18 protein-coding genes, 3 tRNA genes and 1 pseudogene are annotated in these 21,458 nt (G+C 68.4%); 18 read left to right on the top strand and 4 right to left on the bottom strand.

The window, feature by feature from the left end:
• Positions 1–39: 39 nt before the first annotated feature.
• The 3 genes from rpoC to AB0N59_RS01020 all read left to right on the top strand — a co-directional run bounded on the left by rpoC (position 40) and on the right by AB0N59_RS01020 (position 5,170).
• Positions 40–3,915 carry a DNA-directed RNA polymerase subunit beta' gene (gene rpoC / locus AB0N59_RS01030; RefSeq protein ID WP_204975680.1) on the top strand — a complete coding sequence of 1,292 codons (3,876 nt, stop codon included), beginning with the start codon at positions 40–42 and terminating at the stop codon, positions 3,913–3,915.
• Positions 3,916–4,097: 182 nt separating this feature from the next.
• Positions 4,098–5,003, top strand: a complete 906-nt coding sequence (locus AB0N59_RS01025) for a PfkB family carbohydrate kinase (RefSeq protein ID WP_363477490.1) — start codon at positions 4,098–4,100, stop codon at positions 5,001–5,003.
• An 86-nt stretch (positions 5,004–5,089) separates the two neighbouring features.
• Positions 5,090–5,170, top strand: a tRNA-Tyr gene (locus tag AB0N59_RS01020).
• 112 nt (positions 5,171–5,282) lie between these two features.
• Here AB0N59_RS01020 and AB0N59_RS01015 read toward each other — a convergent pair.
• The gene (locus tag AB0N59_RS01015; RefSeq protein WP_204975683.1) at positions 5,283–5,579 is read right to left on the bottom strand and encodes a hypothetical protein; all 297 of its coding nucleotides are present in this window, start codon (positions 5,577–5,579) and stop codon (positions 5,283–5,285) included.
• A 210-nt stretch (positions 5,580–5,789) separates the two neighbouring features.
• On the opposite strand from AB0N59_RS01015, the gene AB0N59_RS01010 reads away from it, so the two are divergent.
• A complete protein-coding gene (locus AB0N59_RS01010; RefSeq protein WP_363477487.1) occupies positions 5,790–6,800 on the top strand; it encodes a helix-turn-helix domain-containing protein in 1,011 nt (336 codons plus the stop codon).
• 61 nt (positions 6,801–6,861) lie between these two features.
• On the opposite strand, the gene AB0N59_RS01005 is transcribed toward AB0N59_RS01010, so the two are convergent.
• A complete protein-coding gene (locus AB0N59_RS01005) occupies positions 6,862–8,049 on the bottom strand; it encodes an MFS transporter (protein ID WP_363477484.1) in 1,188 nt (395 codons plus the stop codon).
• A 204-nt stretch (positions 8,050–8,253) separates the two neighbouring features.
• Here AB0N59_RS01005 and AB0N59_RS01000 point away from each other — a divergent pair, with 204 nt between their 5' ends.
• The 10 genes from AB0N59_RS01000 to AB0N59_RS00955 all read left to right on the top strand — a co-directional run bounded on the left by AB0N59_RS01000 (position 8,254) and on the right by AB0N59_RS00955 (position 15,771).
• Positions 8,254–8,958: an ankyrin repeat domain-containing protein gene (locus AB0N59_RS01000; RefSeq protein WP_363477481.1), complete on the top strand. Its 705-nt coding sequence runs from the start codon at positions 8,254–8,256 to the stop codon at positions 8,956–8,958.
• Between the two features lie 9 nt (positions 8,959–8,967).
• Positions 8,968–9,450 (top strand): nucleoside deaminase, encoded by a 483-nt coding sequence (locus AB0N59_RS00995; RefSeq protein WP_363477478.1) that lies wholly within the window; start codon positions 8,968–8,970, stop codon positions 9,448–9,450.
• A gap of 9 nt (positions 9,451–9,459) precedes the next feature.
• Complete coding sequence (locus AB0N59_RS00990; protein WP_204975687.1) at positions 9,460–9,951, top strand: FBP domain-containing protein; 492 nt, start codon at positions 9,460–9,462, stop codon at positions 9,949–9,951.
• Between the two features lie 75 nt (positions 9,952–10,026).
• Positions 10,027–10,827, top strand: a complete 801-nt coding sequence (locus tag AB0N59_RS00985; protein WP_363477474.1) for an enoyl-CoA hydratase/isomerase family protein — start codon at positions 10,027–10,029, stop codon at positions 10,825–10,827.
• Between the two features lie 108 nt (positions 10,828–10,935).
• Positions 10,936–12,174 (top strand): hypothetical protein, encoded by a 1,239-nt coding sequence (locus AB0N59_RS00980; protein WP_363477471.1) that lies wholly within the window; start codon positions 10,936–10,938, stop codon positions 12,172–12,174.
• Complete coding sequence (locus AB0N59_RS00975) at positions 12,171–12,962, top strand: inositol monophosphatase family protein (protein WP_363477468.1); 792 nt, start codon at positions 12,171–12,173, stop codon at positions 12,960–12,962. The genes AB0N59_RS00980 and AB0N59_RS00975 overlap by 4 nt, the downstream gene beginning before the upstream one ends.
• Positions 12,963–13,242: 280 nt before the next feature.
• Positions 13,243–14,358 carry a peptidoglycan DD-metalloendopeptidase family protein gene (locus AB0N59_RS00970; RefSeq protein ID WP_363477466.1) on the top strand — a complete coding sequence of 372 codons (1,116 nt, stop codon included), beginning with the start codon at positions 13,243–13,245 and terminating at the stop codon, positions 14,356–14,358.
• 66 nt (positions 14,359–14,424) lie between these two features.
• Positions 14,425–14,496 (top strand) — tRNA-Thr (locus AB0N59_RS00965).
• Between the two features lie 34 nt (positions 14,497–14,530).
• Positions 14,531–14,604, top strand: a tRNA-Met gene (locus AB0N59_RS00960).
• 96 nt (positions 14,605–14,700) lie between these two features.
• Positions 14,701–15,771, top strand: coding sequence for a C45 family peptidase (locus tag AB0N59_RS00955; RefSeq protein ID WP_363477463.1), 1,071 nt, complete (start codon positions 14,701–14,703; stop codon positions 15,769–15,771).
• Here AB0N59_RS00955 and AB0N59_RS00950 read toward each other — a convergent pair.
• On the bottom strand, positions 15,760–16,782 hold the full coding sequence (locus tag AB0N59_RS00950) for a LacI family DNA-binding transcriptional regulator (RefSeq protein ID WP_363477461.1): 1,023 nt from the start codon (positions 16,780–16,782) through the stop codon (positions 15,760–15,762). The two genes, AB0N59_RS00955 and AB0N59_RS00950, sit on opposite strands and share 12 nt — an antisense overlap.
• A gap of 133 nt (positions 16,783–16,915) precedes the next feature.
• On the opposite strand from AB0N59_RS00950, the gene AB0N59_RS00945 reads away from it, so the two are divergent.
• Positions 16,916–18,229: an MFS transporter gene (locus tag AB0N59_RS00945; protein WP_363477458.1), complete on the top strand. Its 1,314-nt coding sequence runs from the start codon at positions 16,916–16,918 to the stop codon at positions 18,227–18,229.
• A 104-nt stretch (positions 18,230–18,333) separates the two neighbouring features.
• Here the strand turns inward: AB0N59_RS00945 and AB0N59_RS00940 are convergent.
• Positions 18,334–19,023 (bottom strand): annotated as a pseudogene (locus tag AB0N59_RS00940) (cation transporter); the annotation flags it as partial.
• A 107-nt stretch (positions 19,024–19,130) separates the two neighbouring features.
• Here AB0N59_RS00940 and AB0N59_RS00935 point away from each other — a divergent pair.
• Genes AB0N59_RS00935 through AB0N59_RS00925 form a run of 3 tightly spaced genes read left to right on the top strand, consistent with a single transcriptional unit; the run spans position 19,131 to position 21,411 of the window.
• Positions 19,131–19,829 carry a TetR/AcrR family transcriptional regulator gene (locus tag AB0N59_RS00935; protein ID WP_363477455.1) on the top strand — a complete coding sequence of 233 codons (699 nt, stop codon included), beginning with the start codon at positions 19,131–19,133 and terminating at the stop codon, positions 19,827–19,829.
• Positions 19,826–20,566: an SDR family oxidoreductase gene (locus AB0N59_RS00930; protein WP_363477452.1), complete on the top strand. Its 741-nt coding sequence runs from the start codon at positions 19,826–19,828 to the stop codon at positions 20,564–20,566. Before AB0N59_RS00935 ends, AB0N59_RS00930 begins: the two co-directional genes overlap by 4 nt.
• Entirely contained in the window at positions 20,563–21,411 is an 849-nt protein-coding gene (locus AB0N59_RS00925) for an NAD-dependent epimerase/dehydratase family protein (RefSeq protein WP_363477449.1), read from the top strand. Before AB0N59_RS00930 ends, AB0N59_RS00925 begins: the two co-directional genes overlap by 4 nt.
• Positions 21,412–21,458: the final 47 nt, after the last annotated feature.

The raw sequence follows: 21,458 nt of genomic DNA, 5'->3' as shown, positions 1-21,458 counted from the left end.
CCTCGACAAGCGACAGATTTTTTCTACACAGGAGAACTAGTGCTCGAATCAACCACTTTCGATGAGCTTCGAATCGGCCTGGCCACCGCTGACGACATCCGCGGATGGTCCTTCGGCGAGGTCAAGAAGCCCGAGACGATCAACTACCGCACGCTGAAGCCCGAGAAGGACGGCCTCTTCGGCGAGCAGATCTTCGGACCCTCCCGCGACTGGGAGTGCGCCTGCGGCAAGTACAAGCGTGTCCGCTTCAAGGGCATCGTCTGCGAGCGCTGCGGCGTGGAGGTCACCAAGAGCTCCGTCCGTCGTGAGCGCATGGGCCACATCGAGCTCGCCGCCCCCGTGACGCACATCTGGTACTTCAAGGGTGTTCCGTCGCGTCTCGGCTACCTGCTCGACATGGCGCCGAAGGACCTCGAGAAGGTCATCTACTTCGCCGCCTACATGGTGATCTCGGTCGACGAGGATGCTCGTCACCGCGACCTCGCCACGCAGGAGAACAACATCCGCCTCGAGCTCAAGACGCTCGGCGACCGTCGTGACGCGAAGATCGCCGAGCGCATGCGCCGCCTGGAGGAGGAGCTCGCTGCCCTCGAGGCGGAGGGTGCCAAGGCCGACGCCAAGAAGAAGGTCAAGGACGCCGCCGAGAAGGAGATGACCCTCACCCGCAAGGGTGCCGACGAGGCCATCGCCAAGCTCGAGCGCGTGTGGGAGGACTTCCGCACGCTCGAGGTGGGCGCCCTGCGCCCCGAGGACGACGTGTTCCACGAGCTGCAGGACCGCTTCGGTCAGTACTTCGAGGCGCACATGGGTGCCGAGGCGATCAAGCGCCGCCTCGAGACCTTCGACCTGAAGGCAGAGTCCGAGAGCCTGCACCTGCAGATCTCGGAGGGCAAGGGCCAGCGCAAGATCCGTGCGATCAAGCGCCTGACCGTCGTCAACTCCTTCCTCGAGACCGGCATGAGCCCGGCCGCGATGGTTCTCGACGTCGTTCCGGTGATCCCGCCGGAGCTGCGTCCGATGGTGCAGCTCGACGGTGGCCGCTTCGCGACCTCCGACCTGAACGACCTGTACCGCCGCGTGATCAACCGCAACAACCGTCTTCGTCGTCTGATCGACCTCGGCGCCCCCGAGATCATCGTCAACAACGAGAAGCGGATGCTGCAGGAGGCCGTCGACGCTCTGTTCGACAACGGCCGCCGCGGTCGTCCCGTGACCGGCACCGGCAACCGCGCCCTGAAGTCCCTCAGCGACATGCTGAAGGGAAAGCAGGGTCGCTTCCGCCAGAACCTGCTCGGAAAGCGCGTCGACTACTCGGGCCGTTCGGTCATCGTCGTCGGCCCGCAGCTGAAGCTGCACCAGTGCGGTCTGCCCAAGCAGATGGCTCTCGAGCTCTTCAAGCCGTTCGTGATCAAGCGTCTGATCGACCTCGGTCACTCGCAGAACATCAAGGCCGCCAAGCGCGCGGTCGAGCGCACCCGTCCCGAGGTCTGGGACGTGCTCGAGGAGATCATCCGCGAGCGCCCCGTGCTGCTGAACCGTGCACCCACGCTGCACCGTCTCGGCATCCAGGCGTTCGAGCCGCAGCTCGTCGAGGGCAAGGCCATCCAGCTGCACCCGCTCGTCTGCGCGGCGTTCAACGCCGACTTCGACGGTGACCAGATGGCTGTGCACCTGCCGCTGTCGGTCGAGGCTCAGGCCGAGGCACGCGTGCTGATGCTCGCGTCGAACAACATCCTCAAGCCGTCGGACGGCCGTCCGGTCACCCTGCCCTCGCAGGACATGATCATCGGTCTGCACCACCTGACCACGGTCAAGGAGGGCGCTGCCGGTGAGGGTCGTGCGTTCGGCTCGGTCTCCGAGGCGATCCTGGCGAAGGACGAGGGCACCCTCGACCTGCAGGCGAAGGTCCGCATCCGCATCCCGGGTCTGACCTTCCTCGAGGGCGAGGCCCCCGAGGGCTACGAGCGTCACGGTCTCGTCGACGCGTCGCTCGGTCAGGCGATCTTCAACGGCGCTCTGCCGAAGGGCTACCCCTTCGTGCGCGGCCAGGCCGACAAGGGCAAGCTGTCGCAGATCGTGAACAAGCTGGCCGAGGAGTACCCCAAGGTCGAGACGGCCGCCACGCTGGACCGCATCAAGGATGCCGGTTTCCACTGGGCGACCCGCTCGGGCGTCACCGTCGCGCTCAGCGACATCCTCACCCCGCCGAACAAGGCCGAGATCGTCGCCGGCTACGAGAAGCAGGCCGCGAAGGTCCAGTCGCAGTACGACAAGGGTCTGACCACGGATGTCGAGCGCCGTCAGGAGCTCATCAAGATCTGGACCGAGGCGACCGACGAGGTCCAGGCCGCGATGAAGGCCCACTTCCCCGAGGACAACACCATCAACCGCATGGTGACCTCCGGTGCTCGTGGTAACTGGCTGCAGATCCGCAACATCGCGGGTATGCGCGGTCTGGTGAACAACCCCAAGGGTGAGATCATCCCCCGTCCGATCATCTCCTCGTACCGCGAGGGTCTGTCGGTGGCGGAGTACTTCATCGCGACGCACGGTACCCGTAAGGGTCTGGCCGACACCGCTCTGCGTACCGCCGACTCGGGTTACCTGACCCGTCGTCTGGTGGACGTCTCGCAGGACGTCATCATCCGCGAGCAGGACTGCGGCACGTCGAAGGGCCTCGAGCTCCCGATCGCCGCTCCGAACTCGCAGGGTGTGCTGGTGCGCGACGCGAACGTCGAGAACTCGGTGTTCGCCCGCACCCTGGCATCCGATGTGGTCACCGAGGCCGGCGAGGTCGTCGCGACCGCGGGTGACGACGTGGGCGACGTGCTCATCGACAAGCTCGTCGAGGCCGGCATCGAGACCATCAAGGTCCGCTCGGTGCTGACCTGCGACTCGGCCGTCGGTGTCTGCGCGCAGTGCTACGGCCGTTCGCTCGCGACCGGAAAGACCGTCGACATCGGCGAGGCCGTCGGCATCATCGCGGCCCAGTCGATCGGTGAGCCCGGTACCCAGCTGACGATGCGTACCTTCCACACGGGTGGTTCGGCCTCGGCCGACGACATCACCCAGGGTCTGCCGCGTGTGCAGGAGCTCTTCGAGGCCCGTACCCCGAAGGGTGCTTCTCCGATCGCCGAGGCCGATGGCCGCATCACGATCGAAGAGAACGAGAAGGCCAAGAAGGTCATCCTCACGCCCGACAACGGCGACGAAGAGGTGGTCTACCCGGTGCTGAAGCGTGCGACGCTTCTCGTCGAGGACGGCCAGCACGTCACCGTCGGTCAGCCCCTGCAGGTCGGCACGCTCGACCCCAAGGAGGTCATGCGAGTCATGGGTGCCCGCGAGGTGCAGAAGTACCTCGTCGGCGGCGTGCAGGGCGTGTACCGCTCGCAGGGTGTGCCGATCCACGACAAGCACATCGAGGTCATCGTGCGCCAGATGCTGCGCAAGGTCACCGTGGTCGACCACGCTGACACGACGCTGCTCCCGGGTGAGATGGTCGACCTGAAGCGCTACCAGCAGATCAACCGCGAGGCTGTGGCAGAGGGCAAGCGCCCCGCGTCGGGGCGCCCGGAGCTGATGGGTATCACGAAGGCGTCGCTCGCCACCGAGTCGTGGCTGTCGGCCGCTTCGTTCCAGGAGACGACCCGCGTGCTCACGCAGGCCGCCATGGAGGGCAAGCGTGACCCGCTGGTCGGTCTCAAGGAGAACGTCATCATCGGTAAGCTCATCCCGGCCGGAACCGGTCTGTCGAAGTACCGCAACATCACGGTCGAGGCGACGGAAGAGGCCAAGAGCGAGCGCTACCCGAACCGGATCTTCGCATCCGACGGTGCGTACGCCGACGGCGACTTCGGATACGTCGACTTCGACGCGTTCTCGACCGACGACATCACCCCCGGCACCTACAACTGATTGAGCCGAGCGCCGGCGAGCTTGCTCGTCCGGCCGAGGCGATTGAGGCTGTCGAGCGACGAAGTCGCGAACACAACTGATCCGGGCGTGATCCGGAAGGCCCCGGCCCCTCTTCGAAGGGCCGGGGCCTTTCCCGTGTCCGCTGGGCGCGACGGCGCCCGCGCCCGCGATAGTCTCTCGGCATGAGTGCTGTGGTGATCGGCGATGCCCTGATCGATGAGATCCGCGATGCCTCCGGCGTGCGGGAACTGGTCGGCGGAGCCGCTCTGAACGTCGCCGTGGGCCTGCGGCGGCTGGGTGTCGACACGACGCTGATCGCCATGGTCGGCGACGACGAGGCGGGCGCCCACATCCGCGAGTACCTGAGCGATCACGGCGTGCGGCTGCTGGAGAGCCCGTCGCCGCTCGGCTCGTCTCGCGCGATCGTCACCCGGTCGCCCGAGGGTGAGCCGCAGTACGTCTTCAACGAAGCCGCGCGCGGACGCAGCATCCGGTACGACGACGAGATGCGGCAGGCGATCGCCGCCGCCGATGTCGTTGCGATCAGCTGCTTCCCCTTCGACGTGCCGGCTGAGGTCCAGGCGCTGGCCGAGGCGCTTCAGGATGCCCGCGTCGCCGTCGATCCGAACCCCCGCAGCGGCATGATGCGCGACGTCGAGGAGTTCGTCCGCGGGTTCGAGCGTCTCGCGGCACGCGCGGAGCTCGTGAAAGTCGGAGCAGACGACGCCGCGCTTCTGTACGACGGAGATCTCGACGCGCTGCGCGCGCGTCTACGCGAACTCGGTCCGGGTGCCGTGCTGGCCACCGCAGGCGCTGAAGGTGCGGTGATCGAGTCGGATGCGGGGGAGTTCCGCGCCCCGATCGCGTCTCTGCCCGGGCCGGTGATCGACACCGTCGGTGCGGGAGATGCGACGCTGGCGGCGGTCGCCGCCGGGCTCGCGCTGGGCGAGCCGAAGACGGATGCCGAATGGCAGCAACTGCTCGACCGAGCCATGCTCGTCGCCGCGGCGACCTGCCGCGCCGAGGGTGGTCTGCTGCGCACGCCGAAGTCACTGGCTGACGCTCAGCGCGGTGTGCACGGCAGCTGATCGCTCGATTTCTCGCGACCGGTTCTGACCGGTATGCTTGGTAGTCGCGCCCCCGGTTGGCTGAAGAAGCCGGACGGGTGTGCACTGGCAAGTTGCCCGAGCGGCCAAAGGGAGCTGACTGTAAATCAGCCGCGTAAGCTTCGGGGGTTCGAATCCCTCACTTGCCACCGCCGCCACCGCGGGATCGCGTGGAGATCGAAGGGCCCCGACCGATCAGGTCGCGGGCCCTTCGGTCTGCCTGCCCCGTGTTCCGCACCCGCGATCCGGGTCTGTGCAGCCTCAGGGCTCCAGGTCGTCGAGAATCAGCTCGCCCCGAGCGTTCAGGCGCTCCATCATCTCCTCGACGCGTCGGCGGTCGATCTTCGGCGGCGGTTCGTGGTCGAACTCCAGAACGAGGGGGATGCTCGGGTGCATCCACGCCGAGAGGCGCCCAGGGCGCTTCTTCCCCGACGGCCAGGTCATCATGAAGCTCTCCTGGCGACGCAGCTTCGTCGCGATCACGATCTTCACGTGAGCGAGCAGGGCGTCGTCGACGTCGATCGGCGGACGGGAGCTGTTGTACTCGAGCTTTCCCATGAACAGAACATACGCCCTACGGCCGGACGGGACGAGGGGGTCTCGCAGGGGCGAATGTTGGCGGGGAGTGGCCCAAGTGTTGGCGAGAACAGTACGGGCGGGTGAAAACTGCCGGCTCCGACGGCAGAATATGAAAGCGAGTCGCTCCCGGTCCTCGTTCTCTCAGCTCCGGTCCCGCTCGCAGACCGGCAGATGTATGGAGCAGAGCGGATGAAGAACAACCCCGTCACAGAGCTTCTGCCCGCGGTGGAGCGCGAGGGCTGGCACTGGCTCGTCGGGCATCGACGCTATCGCCATTGGCCGACGGCGAACAGCGGCCCGTGGATCATGGCCTTCCTCACGGGCGCAGGCCTGAGGATGATCGGGGGCGACCCCCGCTCGGTCGAGATGAAGGCGCTCCGGTTCAACAACTTCCTGATCGCGCACCTGCGTACGCCGCCTCTGCGTGTTCGATGGACGCGCGATCGCCTGCCCGCGCAGTCGCGGTACATGCTGGTCTTCGTGAATCACGGCTCGATCGTGATCGAAGGTGACGCGGAGCACTGGGCGTCACCTGGCGGCGGCCTCTGCCTCATATTCCCCAGTGCGGAGCCGGTCGACATCCAGAGCTCTGAGAAGAGCGAGATGATCGTGTTCACGTTCGATCAGAGCGAAGTCGCTCCCTACATACTGACGCCGTCGAACATACGCGACATCCGGCCCGGCACGACCGTGTTCCGTGCGTCATACGCCTACCTGCAGGCTGCGGTCGATACGCCGGGGGCCGATGGGCAGCAGGATGAGATGACCGAGGTCCTCCGCACCCTCACCCGCGAGGTGGCCCGAGCTCTCGCCAAATCGTTCGTCCTTCAAGACGAAGCCGAGGCGACCTTCCTCCATGCGCAGCGGATGGTCGATCAGCATTCGATAGAACCGGCGTTCGATGTCGATGCCCTTGCCTCACGCTGCCAGGTCTCACGACGCACTCTCGACAGGCTCTACGCGCGGCACGGTCTGAGCCCCGCTCAGGAGATCCGCCGCTCCCGCGCTCAGCGAGCCATCCCGCTGCTCGCTGAGAGCGCGACGCTGACTCTTGAAGAGGTGGCCGCAGCGAGCGGGTTCCGCTCGATCACGACGATGAACAGGGCGCTCAAGTGGGCCTATGGGCTCGGCACCGGAGCACTGCGTCAGACCGCGACCCCGGCGGGCGACCAGGTGGAGATGTCCGCGCTGGAGCAGTAGCCGGCGTCGAGCGCGACCGGCTGTGAGACGGATCTGCCTCGATGACGTCGCTGAAAGCGCGTCAGCGTGGCGCGCGCTCGACGGAGTCGCCCGGGAAGAGGAGGCTCGCGAGGAAGGCAGGCAGCGCTCCCAGGAGCAGAACAGTGACCGGCCAGTCGAAGGCGACGACGCACGTCCCTGCCATGACCTGGGCGGTGAAAGCGCCCAGTGAGGTGGCGGTGTTGTTCAGGCCGAGTGCTGCGCCGGCGCCGCCCGGGCCGGCCAGGATCGCCATGTGTGAGAAGTGTGCTCCCTGCCAGGCGCAGCCGGCAATGCCGGCGATGACCATCAGCGCGATACCCAGATGGACCGGAAGCGCTGTTCCGCAGAGAAAAGGCGCCAGGCACATCACCTGCACCAGGCCCAGCCCTCTCACGACGCGGGCGCGCGACAGCCAAGGGAGGAAGTCTGTGCCGACACCGGCCAGAACACGCAGAGCGCCGCCGAGCAGCTGCATCACCGTCACCCAAGTCAGTCCGACTGCTACCGGGACGCTGAACAGCTGATGCAGCACAGTCGCCGCGAAGGTCAACACAAGGAACTGCGATACGTCCAGCAGGAATCCGGTGATCGCTACACGCCACACCCGCGGATCGCTCAGCACTCCAGACGGCGGACCGTCTGAATCATGACCCCTCGGCGGATCGAAAGAAAGAAGCGCGACCAGCGCGCCGACCAGCGCGCACGCTGACGCCGCCGCAATGAAGGTGCCGACGACTCCCAGGGCTTCGAGGAGGATGGCGTAGGCGACGGTGCCGAGCGCGCCGCCTACGGGCACCGATGCGACGCGGAGAGTGACCAGCGTCGCGTGACGCCGAGCGTCGAACCAGCCCAGGATGGCACTCCCGCTTGGGCCGGTCACCGCCCCGCCCGCGCCTGCCGCGACGAAGAGAAGCAACGCGAGCACCCACAACGGCGGGGTGACGCTCAGAGAGCTCGCGATGCCCAGTCCGGTGAGCGCGAGCACCGTGATACCTATGCCTGCAAGCAGCACACGCCGCTCCCCGAACCTGTCGGCGGCCATCCCCCACGGAGCTTCGGTGACCACGACCGCGATGCTCGCGGATCCGAGGAACACCGCCAACTCCGACATATCGAGCTGAAGGGCGCGCTGAAACAGGATCGACGCGGCAGGCAGACCGAGGAACGTCGCGCTGAAGACGATCTGTGCGGTCAGCCCGACGAGGAACGCGCTCCATCGGCTCTTCATTGCGGGTGGATGATAGGGGTGCTCGGCTCTCTTCGACGCGGAAGCGCCAAGAAGACGACCTCCTTGAGGTGGGGCAGGGGCGGCTGGCGGGTCCTCCCGGTGCGGTACCGGATGCCGAGGATGGGCCTGCTCGGCCGGCTCGACCGACTATCTCAGCGACACATCGGCTTTTGGTATACCATCCTCCTGACTGAGGAGGTCCCGATGACTGTGATCCGCTCCATCCTGGTGGCGGTCGCCGCCGCTGCGACGCTGGGTGGTCTGGTGGGGTGCGCACCAGCATCCGGAACCGCCGCTCCCGACGCGTCGAAAGACGCCACTGACGATCTGTGGGCGGCGATCGCGGCGGAGGACGCCGACGCCGCGATCCGCGCGATCGAAGACGGCGCGAACCTGGAGGACCGTGGCGGCGAGAACGACGCGACTCCGCTGATCCAGGTGACGAAGCAGAACCAGCCGCTGCTCGCGCGGGTTCTCATCGACGCCGGCGCCGACGTCAACGCGAAGGACAGCATGCAGGACTCGGCTTTCCTCTACGCGGGGGCGGAGGGGCTCGACGAGATCCTGACTCTGACGATCGAAGCAGGTGCCGATGTGACGAGCACCAACCGCTACGGCGGCACGGCGCTGATCCCCGCCAGCGAGCACGGGCACGTGAGCACGGTGAAGATGCTCATCGCCGCAGGCGTGCCGGTCGACCACGTCAACAAACTCGGGTGGACGGCCATGCATGAGGCGATCATCCTGAACGACGGCGGACCCGACCAGGTCGAGACGGTTCGACTGCTGCTCGAGGCCGGTGCCGACCCTGACATCACCGAGAACGACGGGCTCACCTCGCGTGAGCTGGCAGTCCAGAAGGGGTACGACGAGATCGTCGCCGTGATCGATGCGGCAGCGGGCGAGTAAGGAGAGACGATGGATGCCACCGACCTGACCCACCTGCGCCGCTGCGTCGACCTCGCCCGCGAGGCGCTCGACGACGGTGACGAGCCGTTCGGCTCGCTGATCGTCTCGGCAGCCGGTGACGTGCTCTTCGAAGACCGCAATCGTGTCGCCGGCGGCGACCAGACGCGGCATCCGGAGTTCGAGATCGCACGCTGGGCGGCCGCCAACATGTCACCTGAGGAGCGGGTGGATGCCGTCGTCTACACCTCGGGCGAGCACTGCCCGATGTGCTCGGCGGCGCACGCCTGGGTGGGGCTCGGCCGCATCGTGTACGCGACCTCCTCGGCGCAGCTGACCCAGTGGCGGGCGGAGTGGGGCCTCGAGTCCGGGCCGGTCGCGGCACTGCCGATCCAGGCTGTCGCACCCGGTATCGAGGTCGACGGGCCCGCCGACGAGCTCGCCGACGAGGTGAAGCAGCTGCAGCAGCGCCTCGTCGCGCGCCGGTCTTCTTAGACTGGATCGATGCGACCACTGACCGAGGCCCAGGTCCGCGAGGCGATCAGCAACGCCGATGCGGATGAGATCGCCCAGATCGCGATGCCGCACGACTTCATCCTCACCGACTGGGACTACATCGACTTCCTCGCCTGGCGCGACCCCGAGTCGAGCCGGCGGGCGGTGGTCGTCGTCGAGCACGAGGGTCGCCCGCTGGGCATCGTGCTGCGGTCGACCGATCCCGCGCGCGTGCGCTCGGGCATGTGCAACATCTGCCGCACGATGCAGCCGGGCAATCAGGTCGCGCTGCTCACCGCGCGGCGCGGGGGAGCGAAGGGGCGACGCGGCGACAGCGCGGGCACCTACATCTGCGCCGACCTGTCGTGCCACGACAACGTGCGCCTCGCGCATCCGCTCGCCCCGAGCGAGGTGCGGGCGCCCGGCCAGGCCGACCAGCGGCTCGACGGCACGAAGCGCCGCATGGAGGACTTCGTCGTTCGGGTGCTGTCAGAAGCCTGATCGTCTGCGGCAGTCGGGTGCTGAACCTGAGTGCCAGCTAAGCTGAAACCCCGTCCTGCGCATCGAAGGAGAGCCATGACCGATCCGCTTCTGCTCACGGTCGACGAGGGCCTCGCTCGGCTCACGCTCAACCGCCCCGCGAGCCTCAACGCCTTCGACGCCGATCTGGCGCACGCGTGGCGCGACGTCACGGCTGAGGTCGTCTCCCGCGACGACGTGAAGGCCATCCTCATCGACGCCAACGGCCGGGCCTTCTGCGCCGGCGGCGACGTGGTGGCGATGTCGACGAGCATGGGGAGCGGGCGGGAGATCACCTCGCTCGCGCACGTGATCAACGAGGGAATCCTGTCACTGACGACCTCGGCTGTCCCCGTCGTCGCGGCCGCGCACGGCACGACGGCCGGAGGCGGCCTGGGCATTCTCATGTGCAGCGACTACGCGGTCGTCGGTGCGAGTTCGAAGATCGGCAGCCTGTACGCGAACATCGGACTCACGCCCGACCTCTCGGTCTCGGCCCAGCTCTCGCGCGCGGTCGGCGAGAGGCGGGCGCTGCAGCTGGTGCTGCAGGACCGGATGCTGTCGGCCGATGAAGCGGTCGACTGGGGCCTCGTCGCCGAGGCGGTCGCCGGTACCGCCGACGGCGGTGCGGATGCCGAGGCGGATGCTGTGCGCGAGCGCGCCGAGCAGATCGCCCGCTTCTGGCTCGCCGGCGCCGCGGGCGCCTATGGGCAGGCGAAGCGGCTGGTCCGCTCGCAGCCCTCTCGGTCCTTCGAGGAGCAGCTGAGCATTGAGGCGGAGTCGATCGGAGCATCTTTCGACACCCCCGACGCGCAGGCGCGCATCGCTGGTTTCGCGGCGGCATCGCGCAAGCGCTGAGCCCCCGCATCGCGGCCTCGGCCGAGGACGAGTGCGTTATCCACAGCATCCGGTGCCCGTCGCCGGTGCGTGCGAGGATGAGAGCACCGACCGCAGGAGGATCTCATGATGTCCGATGTCACTGCGTCAGCTGAACAGCCGACGACCGCCGACGACCAGAAGCCGATGTCATCGAAGCTGCTGCGCGGCGCGATCTGGATCGCGATCGGCGCGCTGATCGCCGCCGCCCTGGTGTGCGTGGTGTGGGTGCTGATCGGCGATCAGGACGGCATCATCGGCCGGGCGTTCCTGACGATCCTGCTGCTCGCGCTGTTCGCGGGTGTCGCGATCGCCGAGGCGCATCTCGCCGAGCGACGGCCCGACTGGCTGGCGTTGGCGAGCATGATCAGCTGGATCATCGTGCTGCTCGTCGGCGCGGTGAAGATCTGGCTGCCGCATCACATCGCCGAATCGTATGGCTGGGTGGGCGCGAGGTTCTTCCAGTTCCTGCTGATCATCGGCATCCTGCAGCTCGCGCTCGTGCACCTGCGGCTGTTCGTGCGGGCCTCGCGCCGCTATGTCACGACGTTCACCCGGGTGATCGTGATGGTGACGTTCGCGATGCTCGCGGGGCTGATCGCGATGCTCGTGTTCCACCTCAGCTTCCCCGATCAGTTCGTCTACGACGACCTGTACTGGCGGATCGTCATCGCGCTGGCGATACTCGCGGCCGTGGGCACCACTCTCATCCCGCTGCTCAACGCCCTGTTCGCGCCGCGTGCGACGCGCTCGCACCCGGCGCCGGCAGCGCTGGCTCCGCAGCAGATGTGGCCGACGTACGCCGACGGTCGCACTCCGCTGCCGGTTCTGCCCGACGGCAGCCCTGATTTCAACGCGTACTACACCGGCCGCCCGACCTACCCGCCGCAGCAGCAGTCGGCGAGCTTCCCGACCCTCGAGGCGGTGCAGCACCCCTATGGCGAGAGCTCCGGGGCCGGCATCACCTATCCGTACGGAGAGACGCCGGCAGGCCACGAGGGGCACGCCGGATTCCCGCCGCCGGTCGCGCCGCGCGACGAGCGGACTCCTGATGCCAGTGCCCCGATCGCTCAGGTGGCTGATCTGCACCGACAGAGCGATGCGCCGGATGCCTCGGCGGCTCCGCCGGCACCTCCTGCTCCGCCCGCACCGCCCGCGCCGCCCGCGCCATCGGCACAGCCAGCACAGCCAGCACCGCCAGCACCGCCCGCGCCTGCCGCTCCGCCGGCACCGCCCGCGCCCGGCGATTCGGCATCGGCCTCCGCTCCGCCCGCACCGCCGGTTCCGCCGGCCCCGCCTGTTCCGCCGGCTCCCGAGGGTCGGCAGTGACGGCGGTCGACCTCGGCGCGCTCGCGGCAGACATCGCGAGGGAAGCGGGCGAACTGGCCCGCCGGCGGCGAACGGAGGGCGTTGCGCTCGCCGCGACCAAGTCGACCGTCGCTGATATCGTCACCGAGGCCGACCGTGAGGTCGAGCAGCTCATCCGCGACCGGCTGCGGGCTGAGCGCCCCGACGACGGCTTCCTCGGTGAAGAGACCGGCGCCGAGCGAGGCAGCAGCGGGTACACCTGGGTCGTCGACCCGATCGACGGCACAGTGAACTACGCGTACGGCATCCCCGGCTACTCGGTGAGCATCGCCGTCGTCGAGGGCGAACCCGAACCGGAGCGATGGGAGAGCGTCGCGGCCGCGGTGTGCGCGCCCGCGCTCGGAGAGCTGTTCACCGCGGTGCGAGGGGAGGGCGCGTGGCACGACGGAACACGTCTCGCGGTCACCTCAGAGACCCCAGCCGGAGCGCTGCTCGGAACCGGGTTCGGCTACGACCCCTCGACCCATGAGGGGGACATCGCGACGGTGCAACGTGCGCTGACCATCGCCCGCGATGTGCGTCGTATGGGGTCAGCTGCGATCGACCTGTCCTACCTCGCCGCCGGGCGTCTCGACGGGTTCTTCGAGCGCGGCCTGAAGCCATGGGACTTCGCAGCCGGAGCCTTGCTGGTGCAGGAAGCCGGCGGCCTGGTGTCGCGGTTCGACGTCGACGCGCCGCGCCCGATGCTCGTCGCCGGCGGTCGCAGTGTGCATGATCGGCTCTGCGACCTGATCGCTCCGGCGCGATGAGCGATATGTTCAGGCTCATGGCTTTTTCAGCCTGAGCACGGTATCGTTTATCCGATCGTTACTTTCGTTACCCGAACGGCGAGAGTACTCAAACGATGCCCCCAGCTTGACCTGAAACACGAGAGACTTCGTTTTGCCCCCAGAGCACACTGTGAACGCCGCGGCCCCCACGCGTCGTTCCAATCGACTTCGTGCCGCCTCGGCGAACCCCGCGAACTCGACCGCTCCGCATGAGGAGCAGGTCCCATCGACAGCATCCGCCGTCGCCGCTGCCGCAGCAGTGACTGCGGCCGCTGTATCGGCCGCCGCGAGCAGTCGCCGCGCTCGCCGCATCGCCGCGACCGGCTCGCCCGAGGTGCGGCCCGTCGTCGAGCCTGACGCCGTCGTCGCCGAACCCGCCGCCGTCATCGCCGAGATCGTCGCGTCGGTCGCTGCCGCCGGTCCGTCGCCCGCTCCCGCTGTGCGTGACGAGACCCCCTCATCCGTCGCGCCCGTCCCGGGGCCTGCGGCTCAGGCCGTCGCGAGCGACGAAGACGCGTTCGCCGCTGCGTCAGAGGCTTTCGGCTTCCAGCCCGTCGTCGATGACGCCGTCGACGAGATTCCCGTCGCCGCCGAGCCGGTCGTGGCCGGAGTCGTCGCACACGTCGCGCCCCGCCGCCCGCGTGCACGCCGCTTCGTCGCCGCCGGTGCGAGCCTCGGCGTCATGGGCGTCGCAGGCCTCATCGCCGTGTCGATGACCCTTCCTGTCTCGGCAGTCGCCGCATCTCAGGGTGGCACCGCCGCTTCGCTGGTCGCCTCTGAGACTGCGGCGCCCACCTCCGCCAAGGTCGGCGACGACGAGATCCAGGCGTTCGTCGCATCGTCCGATATTCAGGACGAGGCGCTCGTGCGCTCCGACTCGTTCTCGACGGTCTCGCTCGCCGAGGTCGCCGCAGACGAGGGCATCCAGTTCTCGCAGAGCCTGTACACCAACGACCCCGAGGCGGCCATCCAGTGGCCGTTCAAGGTCGGTGTCGCGATGAGCTCGGGCTACGGTCAGCGCTGGGGTCGCCTGCACGCGGGTATCGACCTCGTGCCGGGTGCCGGTGCTCCGATCCAGGCCATCGCCGACGGCACGGTCCGCCTCGCGACCGAGTCCGGTGGCAACTACGGCGTCACGGCGTACGTCGACCACGTGATCGACGGCAAGCTCGTGACCAGCCACTACGCGCACATGCAGTACGGCTCGCTGAAGGTCAAGACCGGTCAGAAGATCAAGGTCGGCGACGTCATCGGCAAGGTCGGAAACACCGGCCGCTCGTACGGCGCGCACCTGCATTTCGAGATCATCATCAACGGGACGACGGTCGATCCGCTGCCCTGGATGAAGCGAAACGCCGGGCGGTACGAGTACTAGGCCTCGATTTCGCGAGAGATGCACTCAGGTGCTAATCTCATCTGGTTGCCCGGAAACGGGCAGCACGCCCCGATAGCTCAGTGGCAGAGCACTTCCATGGTAAGGAAGGGGTCGTCAGTTCAATCCTGACTCGGGGCTCGCAGCACTTCGGATTCCGATCCGAATGCCCTGCGGCAGGGTAGCTCAGTTGGTGAGAGCGCACGACTCATAATCGTGAGGTCGCGGGTTCAAGCCCCGCTCCTGCTACAGATTAAAACCCCCGGTGAAGCCGGGGGTTTTGTCGTATCCGGCGCCGTGCCGGCGCCTTGCACAAAACGTTTTGCACTCCTACGCTGGCGAACCATGAAGCTTCTCCTGCACGCCAGCACCGCCACGAACGCCGCGGACGGCGGCCGTGAGCTCGGCGCCGAGTTCGCCCCGCAGTTCCGCGAGAGCGTTCGGCTCTACCTCGAGCACTTCGGCGAGCTCGGCATCCCTGCCGAGACCGTCCGCACCATCGCCGAGCGCTCGCACGCATCGCTCACCGCGTGGGCGCCGGGCCTGGCGGCCGAGACCGAGGCGATCGCCGCCTCGACCGGCATCGAGCTGTGGCAGCTGGCATCCGTCGGCGCCCGCACCGAGATCCTCGGCATCGCCCCGGCCCGCGGTGCCGAATGCTCGACGGCGGTCCTCACCGGCGACGACACCGCCCCCGAGACCATGCAGACTTGGGACTGGCACGAGTTCCTCGTGCCGGAGGGGCTCATGCGCGCCTACGTCTCCGATGCAGGCCTGAACGTGAAGCTCTTCACCGAGTTCGGCACCGCAGCCAAGATCGGCGTCAACGACGCGGGCGTCGGCCTGCACTTCAACATCCTGTCGCACGTCTCGGATTCCGACGCCGGGGGAGTGCCGGTGCACGCCGTGGCGCGACGCGTGCTCGACGAAGCCCGCAGCCTCGACGATGCGATCCGCATCGCCCAAAGCGCCGCGGTCAGCGCCTCCACAGTGCTGACCGTCTTCGAGTCCACCGCCGCCGGATCCCGTGCGGCCAGCCTCGAGCTGTCGCCCGCAGGCATGGCGATCGTGCATCCCGCCGCCGACGGGTGGCTCTTCCACACCAACCACTTCCTCGACCCGCAGCTTGCCGAGGGTGACACCATGCCCGACAGCGCCGAGAGCCTGCAGCGCTACGACCACCTCGACGGAGTGCGCGCGACGCTGGCCGGCCTGACGTCCGTGCAGCGCGCCGCGGCGGCATGCGGCACCGAGGGTGGCGGCGCGGTCATCTGCATCCGTCCTGACGATTCCCTGCCGCGGCTCGATCAGTGGCAGACGCTGCTCACGATCTCCGTCGACGTTCCCGGCTTCGGGCTCGACTACTTCGCCGGCGACCCTGCCGAGGCGGCTGTCGAGGGCATGTCACGCCTCTGAGCTGGCACGCCGGGTAGAGGCCCGCGCCCGCATCTGCACCTTCGTGCGGCGCGGTCCGTCGCAGGTCCCCGACTCCAGTAGCTGCACGAGCAGGTCGAGCAGCGCCTCGGCGGTCTCTGCGGGGCTGAACGAGAACGCGGAGATCGCGGGCTTCGCCATGCGCGCCTGCTCCGAGTCGGAGGCCGCGAAGACCATCACGTCTCGCGGCACCACGACTCCCCGTGACTGCAGTTCCGCCTGCAGTCCGGCGGCGTGGCGCCCTGTCATGCACAGCACGGCGTCGGGCATCCCGTCGGCGATGATGCGACGTGCGACCTCCGCGCCGCCCTCGACTCCGCTCCCCTCGGGCTGGGAGTAGCGGCGCACCGCGGCACCGGTGCGCCCGCACCACGCCTCGTACTCCTCGGCGTACTCGAGGTTCCAGGCGTTGCGGTCGGCGCCGCTGACGAGCGCGATGCTGCGCGCGCCGGCCGCCTCGAGGTGATGCAGCGCCTTTCGTGCGGCGTCGGCGTCGTCCTCCGACGCCCATGCGCGGTGCTCCCTGCCCGGTTCGCGCCCATAGGTGACGTACGGGATCCCTCTGCGCTCGAGAATCGCCGTGACCGGGTCGTCTTCCTGCGGGGTCATCACGGCGTAGCCGTCGAGAGCGAACGCGAGCGGCGGCACCGCCTTGCCGCTGATGTCCGGCACGAGGGTGACGCTCAGCCCGCGCGCGAGGGCCTTGGCGGCGAAGATGCCGGCGAAGCGGTCGAACACGTAGACGCCCTCGGGCGTGTAATCGCCGAGGACGTCGAGCGAGCGGATCGCCAGCCCTACGGCGTCGATGCGCGACTGGCGCATGCCGCGGGCGAAGGCATCCGCCTGATAGCCGAGGTCCTCGGCGACTCGCCGCACGCGCTCCCTGGTCGCGGCGCTGACCGTCCCCTTGTCGTTGAGCGCGTGCGACACGGCCGTGATCGAGACGCCGGCCTTCGCCGCCACGTCGCGAATGGTGACTCCTGAACGCCGCACGCCACTCCCTCTCGCCCGAGCCGAACGTGTATGGATCACCAGTATTGCATAAAACGTTTTGCCTAACTAGCTTTGCCAGCGCCCCTCCACCGGACCCCGATCCGGTCCTTTCGCAGATTCAAGGACGAATTCCATGACGAACACTCAGACCGCACCCGACGGTCGCGCCGAGGCTCCCGCCCGGCGCGTCACCGGACTGCGCACCTTCTTCATCTCCGGCCTCGGCACCGCGCTCGAGTTCTACGACTTCATCATCTACGGCTTCGCCGCCTCGCTCGTCTTCCCGCAGCTGTTCTTCCCCACCGAAGACCGCCTGGTCGGCACGCTGGTGGCCTTCGCCGCTTTCGGTGTCGGATTCATCGCCCGCCCGCTCGGCGGCATCGTCGTCGGGCACTTCGGCGACCGCATCGGCCGCAAGTCCATGCTCGTGCTCACCCTGCTGCTCATGGGCATCAGCACCTTCCTGATCGGCTGCCTGCCGACCTACGACTCCGTCGGCGTGCTGGCACCCGTCCTGCTGATCGCACTGCGTCTCGTGCAGGGCTTCGCGGCGGGCGGTGAGTGGGGCGGCGCGTCGCTGTTCGGCATCGAGAACGCTCCGGAGTCGCGCCGCGGACTGTGGGGCAGCTTCACCAGCATGGGCATCGGCCTGGGCAGCGTGTTCGGAACGATCGTGTTCCTCATCATCGCCGCGATCCCCGGTCTCAGCCTCGAAGACGGAGCCTGGCGCATCGCGTTCTGGCTGGGCGGACTGCTGGTCGTCATCGGCCTGATCGCCCGCACCCGGATGCCAGACGAGAAGGTCGACAAGCAGGCCGCGCCGCGCGTGCCCCTGGTCGCCGCCATCCGTCGTCACCCGAAGCAGATGCTGCTCGCCATCGGGGTCGCGTTCGGCTACAACACCGTCGCCTATGTCGGCACGATCTTCGCCATGACCTACACGCTCAACCGCGGGTGGGACGACAACGAGACCCTCGTGTTCCAGCTGGTGGGCTCGGTCGGGTTCGTGACCGCTGCTCCGCTCATGGGCCTGCTGTCAGACCGCATCGGACGCAAGAAGGTCGTGATCGGCGGGTCGATCATCTACGGTCTGTTCTTCTTCGCGTTCCTCGGAACCGTCGACAGCGGCATCCTGCTGCTCGCCATCGTCGGCAACATCCTGATGAGCGTGTTCATGGCCATGCCGCAGGGTGTGATCCCGGCGTTCCTCGGCGAGCAGTTCTCGAAGGAGAGCCGCTACTCGTCGATCTCGGCCACGTACCAGATCGGTGCCGCGCTCGGCGGTGGCACCGCGGCGCCGGTCGCGACCGCTCTGTTCATCGCCTTCAACGAGGGCTCACTGGGTGTCGGCCTGTACTCGGGCGCGGCCTGCGTGCTGCTCGCCCTGTGCGCCTGGGGACTCCGCGAGACGTTCCGCACCCCGACTGCGCAGCTCGGCGAGCACTGACCCCCCCCACGCCGCTCTGACGCGAGACGTCCGTTTTCGCACGAGACCGGGCCCCAGCGGCGCGGTCTCGTGCGGATCTCGGCATGAAAGCCGGGGCCCGCGGGTCAGATCTCGCCGTCGTCTGCCTCGGTCGGCAGCTCAGTCACGGGGATGACCACGACGTCCTGCACCTTCCAGTCGAGTCCGGCGATCATCGACGACGCCGCGTCGACATCGGTCGCCTTCACCCGGCGGCGGGCGGGCACGACGAACGCCTCGACCTGGAAGACCTGGCCGAGGTCGCGCACCCGCACGGCGGCATCCGCCACCCAGCCCTGCTCGCGCAGCTCCTGCACGATCCGGCCGGCCAGCGGATGCGCGCTCCTGTCGTCATAGGTCGTGGCGCGCTGATCCATCAGGTCGAGCACAGCGCCCTTCGTGTTGCGCCAGCCGTCCCACACGATGCCGAGTGAGATGAAGATGGCGGCGGCGCCGTCGAGCCACCACGCTCCCACGCCGATGCCGAGCACGCCGACGATAGAGGCGACGTTGGTCTGCCAGTCGGCCTTCGCCATGTCGGCGTCGGCGTAGAGCAGCTTGTTGTGCAGCACAGGGGCGAGCCGCGCCTTCGCGGGCCCGTAGATGAACACCGGGCCGACCACGACGACCACCATCACCGCTACCATCAGCCACCCGAGCCAGATCGTCTGGCCGAAGAGCCGCACCGTCCCGATCGTCGGATGCTCGCCCGCGACCAGCCCGATGATGGACTCGACCGCCAGGTTGGCGCCGATCACGAGCAGCGCGACCCCGGCGACGAGATGCCCGACGCCTCATGATGGCGCTGCTGTGCGGCGAGCGGAACACCGACGAGGAGAACGGGCGAGTATCGCCGATATGCACATAGTGTTATCATTGCTACGTGGATACGAGAACAGCGATACTCCGGAAGGCGGCCGAGCTGCTCGCGCACTCGCCGTCGGGAGAGATCTCCACGCGCGCCGTCTGCGAGGCGGCCGGGGTCACGCAGCCGGTGCTGTACCGGCACTTCGGCGACAAAGACGGCCTGCTCGCGGCTGTCGCCGACCGGGTCTGGGGCGAGTACCTCGCTTCGAAGCGCGCAGCTGAGCAGTCCGCCGATCCGCTCGACGACCTTCGCGCGGGGTGGGACAACCACACCGCGTTCGCGCTGCGGCATCCGCACGCCTACCGTCTGGTCTTCGCCTCGACCCTCGCCACCCGGCCCACCGCGATGGCTGAGGCGATGGGGCTGCTCGAGGGCATCCTGCAGCGGCTCGCATCGCAGGGTCGGCTCCGGATGCCGGCGGCCGATGCCGCCCGAATCGTGATGGCTGCGAACAGCGGGGTGGCCCTCGGGCTCATCCTTCGTCCGGAGAGCTATCCGGATGCCACGGCATCCGCCTCTACGAGGGATGCCGTGCTCGACTCCCTCGTCATCGACGGCGCCCCGCAGGGCGACCCCCTCGCCGCAGCCGCGACCACCGTCGCCGCCCACCTCACGACCTCCGAGGCCTTCACAGCCGCAGAGCGCGACCTGCTCGCCGAATGGCTGCAGCGTGTCGCCCGACCGATCGCACGTCAAGAGAAGAAGAGCACATGAGCACCACGTCCAGCATCCGCGTCGCTCTCGTCACCGGCGCCTCCGGATGCATCGGCAGGGCCGTCGCCCAGCGGCTCGCCGCCGACGGCCTCGCGGTCGCCGTCCACTACGCGGGCAACGAGTCCGCGGCGAACGCGCTCGTCGCCGAGATCATCGACACGGGCGGACAGGCCCTCGCCGTCGGCGGTGACGTCGCCGACGAGCAGGCCATGCAGGCGGCCTTCGACGCCGTCGGGCAGGCGTTCGGTGGCGTCGACGTTGTCGTGAACACGGCAGGCGTGATGATGCTCGGCCCGATCGCCGACTACTCGCTCGACGACTTCGACCGCATCGTTCGCACCAACCTGCGCGGCACGTTCGTCGTCTCGCAGCTGGCCGCGAAGCACGTGCGCGCCGGCGGGGCGATCATCAACTTCTCGACGAGCGTCACCCGCACGCAGTTCCCGACCTATGGGCCCTATGTGGCTACCAAGGCGGCGGTCGAGAGCCTGTCGCTGATCCTCGCGCGTGAACTGCGCGGCCGCGACATCACCGTCAACGCCGTCGCTCCCGGCCCCACCGCGACCCCGCTGTTCCTCGATGGCAGGAGCGACGAGTCGGTGCAGGGGCTTGCTAAGGCCGTGCCTCTCGAACGGCTCGGCCAGCCCTCCGACATCGCCGAGACCGTCGCCTTCCTCGCCGGCCCGGCGCGCTGGGTCAACGGCCAGACGATCTTCACGAACGGCGGCCTGGCATGAGCACGGCCCTCATCGTCGGGTGCGGCGATCTCGGCACGGAGATCGGCCTTCGGCTGCGGGCGATGGGAGAACGGGTGATCGGCTGGCGCCGCACCCCGCCCGCCGCCTCGACCTCGGGCATCGAGTTCGAGGCCGTCGACATCACGGTCGGCGCCGCCTGGCCCGGCGCCGACCTGCTGGTGATCGCGGCAGCGCCCGGCCGCGATGATGACTACGAGCACACCTACCTCACCGGGCTCGATCGAGTGCTGCAGTCGATGGATGCCGCGGGCGCGGCGCCACGGCGCGCCGTGCTCGTCTCGTCGACCGCCGTATACGGCTCGATGTCGGGCGTGGTCGACGAGACGACGCCCATCCTCGCGTCCGAGGGGCGCGCGGCGGCGCTGCTCGAGGCCGAGCGGCGGTTCCTGGACTTCTTCGCCGGTCGGTCGACGGATGCTGTCGTGCTGCGCCTCGGCGGCATCTACGGTCCGGGGCGCACGCGTCTGATCGACCTGGTGCGCGACGGGCGCGCGGTGATCCCGCGGGCCTCGGCGATCACGAACCGCATCCACCGCGACGACGCCGCAGCGGCGGCCGTGCACCTGCTCACCAGGGCGGAGCGGCCCGAGCGGCTGTACCTCGGCGTCGATGAGTCGCCGGCCGAGCTCGGCGAGGTGCTGCGGTTCATCGCCGACAGGCTGGGGGTGCCCGAGCCGCCCACCGGTGACGTCGAGCGCACACGCGGAGGGACGCGACGCTGCTCGAACGCCCGGCTGCTGGCATCCGGATTCCGCTTCCGCTTCCCCGACCACGAGAGCGGCTACGGCCACCTGCTCACAGATGGTCGTCTCCGTCACCCCTGACGGCACGTCGGAGTCCGGTCCCGGCCCGAGGATTCGAACGGGCTGGT

This window comes from Microbacterium sp. NPDC089321 (genome assembly GCF_040684935.1).
GTDB lineage: Bacteria > Actinomycetota > Actinomycetes > Actinomycetales > Microbacteriaceae > Microbacterium.
Note: the sequence above shows the minus strand (reverse complement) of the source record. Positions and strands in the feature narration are given on the sequence as shown.

Bases quoted from the DNA above. Each gene is read 5' to 3' on its own strand.
- AB0N59_RS00980 (WP_363477471.1), top strand. From the start codon at position 10,936: ATGTCCGATGTCACTGCGTCAGCTGAACAGCCGACGACCGCCGACGAC.
- AB0N59_RS01025 (WP_363477490.1), top strand. From the start codon at position 4,098: ATGAGTGCTGTGGTGATCGGCGATGCCCTGATCGATGAGATCCGCGAT.
- AB0N59_RS00995 (WP_363477478.1), top strand. From the start codon at position 8,968: ATGGATGCCACCGACCTGACCCACCTGCGCCGCTGCGTCGACCTCGCC.
- AB0N59_RS00990 (WP_204975687.1), top strand. From the start codon at position 9,460: ATGCGACCACTGACCGAGGCCCAGGTCCGCGAGGCGATCAGCAACGCC.
- AB0N59_RS00930 (WP_363477452.1), top strand. From the start codon at position 19,826: ATGAGCACCACGTCCAGCATCCGCGTCGCTCTCGTCACCGGCGCCTCC.
- AB0N59_RS01000 (WP_363477481.1), top strand. From the start codon at position 8,254: ATGACTGTGATCCGCTCCATCCTGGTGGCGGTCGCCGCCGCTGCGACG.
- AB0N59_RS00925 (WP_363477449.1), top strand. From the start codon at position 20,563: ATGAGCACGGCCCTCATCGTCGGGTGCGGCGATCTCGGCACGGAGATC.
- AB0N59_RS01010 (WP_363477487.1), top strand. From the start codon at position 5,790: ATGAAGAACAACCCCGTCACAGAGCTTCTGCCCGCGGTGGAGCGCGAG.
- AB0N59_RS01005 (WP_363477484.1), bottom strand. From the start codon at position 8,049: ATGAAGAGCCGATGGAGCGCGTTCCTCGTCGGGCTGACCGCACAGATC.
- AB0N59_RS00945 (WP_363477458.1), top strand. From the start codon at position 16,916: ATGACGAACACTCAGACCGCACCCGACGGTCGCGCCGAGGCTCCCGCC.
- AB0N59_RS01015 (WP_204975683.1), bottom strand. From the start codon at position 5,579: ATGGGAAAGCTCGAGTACAACAGCTCCCGTCCGCCGATCGACGTCGAC.
- AB0N59_RS00985 (WP_363477474.1), top strand. From the start codon at position 10,027: ATGACCGATCCGCTTCTGCTCACGGTCGACGAGGGCCTCGCTCGGCTC.
- AB0N59_RS00955 (WP_363477463.1), top strand. From the start codon at position 14,701: ATGAAGCTTCTCCTGCACGCCAGCACCGCCACGAACGCCGCGGACGGC.